Below are 8,303 nucleotides of genomic sequence, written 5' to 3' on the forward strand. Positions count from 1 at the left end.
GTTGGTGCCTTCGGCTGGTTCCGCACCACGGTCTACGGCAGCGGCGGGGCGATGGATTCGCCATCAATCAGCTGGTCCACGACAGCCTTGCCATCTTTGAAGTGGAGGAAGACCATGGGGGCGATGAGCGCGTGGTCCTTGGCCCGGATGCTCGTCGGGCCGCGGGGGCTTTCGAAGGAGTAGCCTTCCAGGGCCGCGACCATATCGGCGGTGGTGCCGGCGTTGGTTTCTCCGACGGCGTGGGCGATCATCTGCGCGGCGAGGAATCCGTCGGCATGGATGTAGTCCACCTCGTGCCCCAGGGCGGCGACTTCCTTGTCCAGGAAGCGTGCAGCGTCGTTGTCCACTTCGTTGCCCACATAGGAGGTGAACAGGGACACGTTGGGGGATTCGATCTCGGCGTAGGTGGGCCAGGTGGGACGCATCCCGATGTTGGACATGACCTGCGCGTTGGAGAAAATGTCCTGCTGCTCGAGCGCCCGCCACATGGCCGTTACGTCGCCGGACCAGAATGGAATAACGATATCGAAGTTGCCGGATTTGATGCGCTGGACATAAGGGGCAACGTCGTCGGTCGGAAATGGGGCCAGCACTTCCGTGATGGACTCGGCCCGGTCACCGATGATCTCCTTGGTGGTTTCGATCAGGCTCTTGCCGTATTCGATGTCGTGGGCGAGGATGCCGATCTTGGCGCCATCTACCTTGTCACCCAGGCCCTCGACGATGGTGGCGACATCCTGGTACGCCTGGCGGGACCCGCGGAACGTGTTTTTGTTCGCGCCCGTGATTTGGTTCGAGTTCGCACTTCCGGTGATGTAGAGGATGTCGTTTTCCTCCGCGAAGCCGGCCAGGTTCAGCGCAATGCCCGAGCTCTGCGTGCCGGCGATGATATTCACTCCCCGGCCAACGAGGTTGGTGGCCTCGGTCATCGCCGTGTTGGGATCGGTGCGGTCATCCACTTCCTCGACGGTGATCTTGGTGCCGTCTACTGCGCCGGTGCCACCGGTCACATAGTCCAGTCCGATCTTGAAGCCCTCGAGCCAGTTCTTGCCGGAAGGAGAGTTTGCGCCGGACAGCGAGGTCAGGGCCCCTACAACAACCTCGCCGCCTGCCGTAGCCCCGCCGGCAGCACTGCAGCCTGTGAGAGCCAGTGCCGCGGCCGCCATCCCCACCAATGCCACGCGGATCTTCGCGTTTGTTTTCATGCCCTACCCGTCCTCATTAACTTTGGATCGTAATCCTAAGTAGGATTCTAAAAATTATAAGTATTGTTTACTCTGACTTACCAGAAATGAATTTAGAGTGCGGAAAGCTTCTCGCAGCCGGGCCCGTGCAGGCCCTGCGTTCAGCAGTAGCGGCCGCCGCCGTCGACCACCAAAGTGTGCCCGGTAATGAACGAGGCGGCATCGGAAATGAGGAACAGCATCGCGTCCGCGACGTCGGCAGCGGTGCCGGGGCGCCGGAGCGGAATGGTCTCCATGGTGGCCTCGAAGACTTCCGGGCTCTCATGGATCCAGGCCGCCATCTGGGTATCGATGATGCCGGGGGCAATGGCGTTGACCCTAATCCCGGCCGGCCCGAGCTCGACGGCCAGGAAACGCGTCAGATGCTCGACGGCCGCCTTAGACGCGCCGTAGGAGGCCCGTTCCCGGCGCACCGTAAAGGCGGCAATCGAAGCCATGTTGACCAGCGAACCGCCGCTGCCATCCATGGCGGCCACCGCTGCCTGAGCCCCGAAAAGGACGCCGTTGACATTGATCCCAAAAGTCGTGCCGAACTGTTCCGGGGTAATGCTGCGCACCCCGGCCTCCGGGAAGATGCCGGCGTTGTTGATCCAGTGATCAAGCCGGCCGAACCGACGGCAGGCCAGTTCCGCCAGGACATCGTGGTCTTCCCGTGAGGCGACGTCGATGCGGGCGGGCACGACACTCGCGGCCGAGCCCTCCTCGGCGTTGATCCGGCGGGCCGTCTCCGTCACCAGCCTTAAGTCAATGTCGCCGGCAACTACATTGACGCGGTTGCGCACCAGTGCCCTCGCATGGGCTTCGCCGAGTCCCCTGCCGGCCCCGGTGACGACGGCGGCACGTCCCGCCAGCTCCGGGTACTTTGCTTCGCTGGCTGTCATGCTGCTCCTTATGGATGAGGCCGGGCCCGGTGCCTGCATAGGCGGACGATGGCCGGGTCCTATCGTGCCGTGCTTGAGCCTGTCTCTTCGGCTAGCTAGCCGACAGCGATGGGATTTACGGGGCTACCCGTCGCCCCGACAATGCGCAGGGGTGCCGTGGCAAAGAGGAACTGATAGCAGTTGTCCGCCGAGAGTTCGGCAAGACTCAGGTGTTCGATCAGGTGGATGCCGCGCTTGACCAACAACTCGATGTGTCCTCCGAGGAACTCCCCCTCGCTCCAGGGCTGGACCTCCACGGATGTGTTGTCGGCGCCGACGACGGCAACATCCTGCTCCCCCAGGAACCTCGCAGCTTCCAGGGAGAGTCCCGGCTGGTCCAGCCGCATTTCGTCTGTCTCCATGAACAACTCAAGCCACCCGGTACGGATCAGCACGGCGTCGCCGGGCCGGAGCTCGACGCCCTGCTGCTTTAGGGCCGTTTGAAGGTCATCGGCCGTGATCGCGTAGCCGAAGTCAAGGTGCGGAAGGCCCTTGGCGGCGGCGACGTCGATCAGCACGCCCCTGGTGACAATCGTCCCTGCCTTCTCGATACCGCTGTACGCCGCTCCCCCATAGGAGGACATGCCGTCGTGCGGATGGCCGTTGTAGGTGGCACCGTCCGCGTAAACGTGGCAGAGAGCATCCATATGGGTCGCCGTGTGCGTGCCCATAACGACAATGTCCTCGTTCGCGCCGACCCCGACCCGCCCGCCGAAGCCGTTGACGAACATGGATTCGTCACTGTGGTTTGTCAACGTTAGGCGCTGTGGTGCACCGCGGTAGTCCAGATGGGGTCCGGTACGCTCGATCGGCATCGAAAGCGAATACAGCTTTCCGGTCCGCGGGGTCTGCAGGGCAGCAAGGACGCGTTCAGGCGTCAGAAGGTTGAGCGCGCCGCGCTCGTCCTGCTCGCCCCAACGGCCCCAGTTGCCTTCCCGGACCATCGGGCCGGTCTGTGTTTCAGTCATGATCGCTCCTTTTTTCTTTATCGTTTGTGCGTCCGTCACGCTCATGCCAGGCGCTGGCGCAGGAAGTCGCCGATGTTCCGGACAGATGCATCCGCCTCCGGGGCGTTGCCGGCCATGAACTGGAAGACGTGCTGCATGGCAGGAGTGACTTCCAACTGGACGTGCACGCCGGCTTCGCGGGCTGCTTCGGCAAACCGGCGGGAATCGTCGAGCAGCATTTCGTGCCCGCCGACCGAGAGATACACCGGCGGCAGCCCGGAGAGGTCGTGGTTCAGCACACTCACATAGGGCGCGTCCTTGGAGCCGTTTTCACCCAGGAGCAGGGCCGCGATCGCCGCTATCTGGGACTTATCCGCCAGGAAGTCCAGCTCGGCGTGAAGCTCCATGGTTTCCCCCGTGGCGTCCAGGTCGTACATCGGTGAAAGTGCGACGACGGCGGCGGGCTGCTCCGATCCGGAGTCGCGGATCTGCAGCGCCAGCGCGGTGACAATGGCGCCCCCGGCCGAGTCGCCCACCAGTGCGATCTTCCGTGCCGCAACGCCCTGGCCGAGCACCCAGTCATAGACCTTCCGGGAGTCCTCCAGTTGGGCAGGGAAGACGTTTTCCGGTGCCAGCCGGTAGTGATAGACGAGGGCCGGCACGCCCGCCGCCTTGGCAATGTGCCCTGCGAGCTTTCGATGCCCGTCCGGGGATCCTCCGATATAGCCCCCGCCATGGGCGTAGACGATCGCACCGTCGGGCGCGGAATCCAGCGGGACCGCCCAGATTGCCGGAATCCCACCGGCGTCAACGGACTTGTAGGCTACGTCTTCCGGCTCCGCGGTGACGCGGCCCCACCCGTCATACATGTCGCGGATTGTCTCGATGTCCATGGCCGGATTCGCCGCCATGCGGCGCCCCCAGTGACGGTACAACTCGGCCATAGCCTCCGACTGCTGGCTTGCCATTCGCCTGCCCCCTCTCAGGAATTCTCGTCCAGGTCACCGGCCCAGCGCTCGATGAGCGGAGGGGCGGTGTCGATCAAGGTGTTCTGGTCGATCAACAGGTGCCCCTTCGCCACGGCGATGTCGCGGGTGCAACGGCCCAGTGCGCTGGGGTTGCGGAATGCCCGGGACCCGCCCCACAACTGGCAGAAGTTGACCACGTCGTCGGCCACATTGTGGACCCAGGTGGAGACCTGCTGGATTCTGGCGGAATGCTCCGGGGTCAGTTCACCGTCCCGTTCAAAGGCGTCCGCGGCTTCCTTCAGCGCGTTCAGGGTATAAGCCCGGGCTGCCTGGAATTCAGCTTCTTTGATGGCGAAGGCGTGCCGGAAGAGCGGGTTCTCGGCCACCGTGCCTCCCTGCCCGGAGCGGGACTTGGTCAGGGCGATCCTGGCGATTTCCTGCAGCGCACGCTTCATAATTCCTAGGGCCACCCCGGCATGACCGGCGACGCTGATGCCCAGCAGGCCGAAACTGTAGACGCCTTCGCTGCGGTTTGGGGTGGTCGAGAAAGTGGAAAGCACGAATTTGTTTGGAATGAACTGCTCGGGCAGTTCATAGTCGACGCTGCCGGTGCCCACCATGCCCATGACGTCCCAGTTGCCGTGGAACTTGAGGTCTTCGCGGCGTGCGTATGCAAAGCGCGCGTCGATCTGCCCGTTCTCCAAGATCTTGTTGCTGCCGTCCGCCAGAACAATCCGCAGGCCGGAACCGATGTGAGTTGCATGGTCGGACCCGCTGCCGAAGGAGAGCCTCGGGGCCGTGGCGATGATGCCGCCCTCCACCTCGACCGCCGTGCCCACCGGACCGGAGAATCCGCAGGTAATGGCCTTCTCGTCGCCGCCGAAGAGTTCCTCGACGCCCTCCGCCGGCAGGTAGCCGGCAGCTATGGCGTTGCCGAACGAGTTGGCCATAAACGCCCACCCGGTCGATCCGTCCGCCCGGGAAATCTCCTCGAGCACCTCGACGGCATGGGAGACCCCGATGCCGCCGCCGCCGAGCGCGGACGGAACCAGCATCCAGAACAGTTCTGTCGACTTGAGGGCATCGACGACGGGCCGCGTGACTTTCCTTTCCCGCTCGATCGCTTCCGATTCGGAAACGATCAGCGGTGCAATCGATTTGGCGCGGGCGATGTATTCCTGGCCCAGCGATTCGGCAGTTGTTTCGGAGGTGATTTCCACCGTCATTGTTGGTTTCCCTTTTGGCGGAGATGGATAGATTGGTCTTTAGGCTCTACTATCAGCGAGGCATGACGAATCCGCCGTTGGGACGCAAGGTCTGGCCTGTGGTGAACCTGCTCATATCGGTTGCCAGGTACAAAGCCGCCCAAGCGACGTCCATCGGCTCTCCCACCATCCCCAGCGGGGAGAGACTCCTGTAGTTGTCGAGCGTCTCGTTCCAGCGGGCTTCATCCAGTGTGCCGTTGTCATCGACGTAATTGCGTCGGATCATCGGGGTGTCGATATAGCCGGCTGCGATGGCGTTGACGCGGATATTGGCGGCCCCGACTTCGAGCGCCAGGCACCGAGTAAGTTCGGTCACGGCCGCTTTGGAGGCAACGTATGCAAGCTGCTCCGGTCTCGGCTTGTCGAGGCCTCCAGTGGAGAGATTGACGATGGAGCCGGACCGTGCCGGGCGCATATGCCGGACCGCGGCCTGCGACGCGTAGAGCGACCCCATGTAGTTGACCTGCATAACCTTACTAAGGTCGGTATCTGACGCTGCGGACGGGGTGACGTCAATGAAGATTCCGGCCGCGTTGCAGAGCACGTCCAGCCGCCCCCATCGGGCGACTGCCGCGTCGACCGCCTGGTCAACCTCGGCACGGCTGGACACATCGACCCCGACCGCCTCGGCAACACCTCCGGCCGCCTCGATCTCTGCCACAGTCGATTGGGCGCCGGCCTTGTCGAGGTCGGCACACGTAACCCTGGCGCCAAATGCGGCATAAGTGGCAGCGATCGCGCGGCCGATTCCGCTGGCCGCTCCGGTGACAAAAGCCGTCCTGCCGGCCAGATCAGGAAACTTCACCTGAATTCCTTTCATGGGTTCCGCAGAGATCGGACCCACGCTACACGCTGGTGAAGGTGCCGTAGTTGCCGCGGTGGAACACCAGCGGCAACCGGTCGTCGTCGCGGTAGTCGAGGGAGCGGACTCGGCCGAGCACCACCGTATGGTCGCCTGCCGGGTATTCTTCCGCGATCTCGCATTGGATCCAGCACATGGCCTCTTCCAGCAGGGGCCCGCTGACGGACTCGCGCCAAGCCACCCCGGCAAACCGGTCGACCCCCCGGCGCGAGAAATCACGGGCAAGCGCTTCATGGCCGTTCGCAAGGAAATTGACCGTGAACTGCCTGGATTCCCTGATCCCGGGCCACGTGCTGGAAGTGTTTGCGGGAAAGAATCCCACCAGGGGAGGATCCAGTGATACGGAAGTGAACGAATTGCAGGACATTCCTGCCGGGTACCCGTTGCTCCAGCCGGTCACGACGATCACCCCGGTGGGTAACTGCCCCAGTGCGTCCCGGAACGTCCGTGCATCGATTTCCATGGCCCTCTCCTCTGGCTCTCTGTCCCAAATCAGCGATAGGTCCGCGGCCATCCCTCATTGCGAAGGGCAGTGCGTCAAATCACTTTATGATTTGTATCATATATAAGATTGCAAAAACAATGGGTACTTAGGCCCGCCACATCAGGCTCGGCACAGGGAGTCGACTGCGGTCCGCGTGGAACTTCCGGCCCCGCTCTCAGCCCTTTCCTAGAGGGAGGGTGGGAAGCGGCAGGCCAAATGCTGCCGCACAGGTCCATGCCCGCCTTTGGGCGACAGCTTTACTGCCTTGTGGGTCGCCGGGTGCCCCCGAGCCGGACGACAACTTACATCTCGCCCCTGCCCTTCCCGCCCTAATCTGTGCCGCCCGGCAGCGATCAGCTCAAATCGCATGAGGCACCCACCCCTCGACCTGTCCGCAACGGAAGGACGTGCCGGGTCTGCAGGTTGGGCCAACCTCACCTCGACCTCATCGCAGGTGCAGGCCCTCGCAGAAGATGACGTCCGTTGGAACTATCCGCTGCGGGTGTAGGCACAGGCATTCAATGCTTCCTTTTCAATAGTTGTTGCCCGGAACGTTCACGACCAGCCCGTCAAGGTCCTCCACGACTTGGATCTAGCAGGACGGCCGGCTTTCGGACCGCAGACCCTGGACCATCTCCAGCAGGTCGCGCTCGTCGTACGAGGCTTTGCCGTCCTTGTCCACCCAGGGGGTGCAGGAGATTTCGCCGCCGCATTCGCCCTCAATTCCGGCAAGGACGTTCCACACGGCCTGCATCACGTTGCCTCGCTCATCGCCCACCGGGATGATGTGCCCTCCGCGTCCCGATAAGTAGTGGTTGGCATTTCAAATCTTCCTTTCGCCCGTGTCCACTGGGCATCGTTGTGGGCCGTACCACTTCCAGTAGATGCCTTACCACACTTGGCGTCCAATGCATGTTCCGGAAGTATAAAATGCATATTCTGCATTTTTGCGCTCCGTCCACGGCAGGCAACGGGGTCAGCTGTGGACCGCCGAGATCCGAGCGGAGACCGCGCGCGGGACAGCCAGGGGCAACGCAACTCCGGCTGCCGCCGTACCTGTGCTCTCCAGCAGAACAAGCTAAAACGCGGAGGCGCGGGTTAAGCCGGATGCCGCTCCGCGGCTGCCAGGATCGATCCGAGCCCTCGCAGCTGCGGAGACAAGATCCTTAGCTGGAAGTTCAGGCCGTTGGCGACTGCGACGTCCGGGGACATGCTGCGGCCACAATAACCTGCGGCGCCGCCGCGAAACGCAGGCCGAAGCCGACGCCCAGCAGGAGGTTGATGCACAGAATCAACCAAGCGGGGCCCATGATCGGGATGGCCAAGCCTGGTTGGACGGCGACGATCATGGCACCGCGGAGCAGGCCCAGACGGGGGGCCACGGCGACTATTGAACCAGCTGACAGAGGTGGCGGACGCGGTGGCCAAACCGTTTGCCCTCATGATGAGGCTGGCGCCCACGACGGCCAGGCCCAGCCCGACCCCGCCGCCGGGGTGCAGCGCCAGGCTTTGCGACAATGCGACGGAGGAGGCCATCTTGTGAAGTTGAGCAGTGCTGCGACCAGGTTGGTCGACGGGACGGGACGGGACGGGACGGGACGGGACGGGACGGG

General features: G+C 63.3%; 8 protein-coding genes. All 8 read right to left on the reverse strand.

Going from position 1 to position 8,303, the window contains the following annotated elements; translation table 11 throughout:
- Positions 1 to 32: 32 nt before the first annotated feature.
- The 8 genes from HGG74_RS15430 to HGG74_RS15465 all read right to left on the reverse strand — a co-directional run bounded on the left by HGG74_RS15430 (position 33) and on the right by HGG74_RS15465 (position 7,468).
- Positions 33 to 1,205 (reverse strand): ABC transporter substrate-binding protein, encoded by a 1,173-nt coding sequence (locus HGG74_RS15430; protein WP_168487755.1) that lies wholly within the window; start codon positions 1,203 to 1,205, stop codon positions 33 to 35.
- A gap of 140 nt (positions 1,206 to 1,345) precedes the next feature.
- Positions 1,346 to 2,125 (reverse strand): SDR family NAD(P)-dependent oxidoreductase, encoded by a 780-nt coding sequence (locus HGG74_RS15435; RefSeq protein ID WP_168487757.1) that lies wholly within the window; start codon positions 2,123 to 2,125, stop codon positions 1,346 to 1,348.
- Between the two features lie 95 nt (positions 2,126 to 2,220).
- On the reverse strand, positions 2,221 to 3,132 hold the full coding sequence (locus tag HGG74_RS15440) for a cyclase family protein (RefSeq protein ID WP_205762019.1): 912 nt from the start codon (positions 3,130 to 3,132) through the stop codon (positions 2,221 to 2,223).
- A 41-nt stretch (positions 3,133 to 3,173) separates the two neighbouring features.
- Positions 3,174 to 4,004, reverse strand: a complete 831-nt coding sequence (locus HGG74_RS15445) for an alpha/beta hydrolase (protein WP_168487759.1) — start codon at positions 4,002 to 4,004, stop codon at positions 3,174 to 3,176.
- An 89-nt stretch (positions 4,005 to 4,093) separates the two neighbouring features.
- Positions 4,094 to 5,305 carry an acyl-CoA dehydrogenase family protein gene (locus HGG74_RS15450; protein WP_168487761.1) on the reverse strand — a complete coding sequence of 404 codons (1,212 nt, stop codon included), beginning with the start codon at positions 5,303 to 5,305 and terminating at the stop codon, positions 4,094 to 4,096.
- A 52-nt stretch (positions 5,306 to 5,357) separates the two neighbouring features.
- Positions 5,358 to 6,149, reverse strand: a complete 792-nt coding sequence (locus HGG74_RS15455) for an SDR family NAD(P)-dependent oxidoreductase (RefSeq protein WP_205762020.1) — start codon at positions 6,147 to 6,149, stop codon at positions 5,358 to 5,360.
- 40 nt (positions 6,150 to 6,189) lie between these two features.
- Complete coding sequence (locus tag HGG74_RS15460) at positions 6,190 to 6,669, reverse strand: flavin reductase family protein (protein ID WP_168487764.1); 480 nt, start codon at positions 6,667 to 6,669, stop codon at positions 6,190 to 6,192.
- Positions 6,670 to 7,282: 613 nt separating this feature from the next.
- Positions 7,283 to 7,468 (reverse strand): hypothetical protein, encoded by a 186-nt coding sequence (locus tag HGG74_RS15465; protein ID WP_205762021.1) that lies wholly within the window; start codon positions 7,466 to 7,468, stop codon positions 7,283 to 7,285.
- Between the last annotated feature and the right edge of the window lie 835 nt (positions 7,469 to 8,303).

This window comes from Arthrobacter mobilis, assembly GCF_012395835.1.
Classification (GTDB): Bacteria; Actinomycetota; Actinomycetes; order Actinomycetales; family Micrococcaceae; genus Crystallibacter; species Crystallibacter mobilis.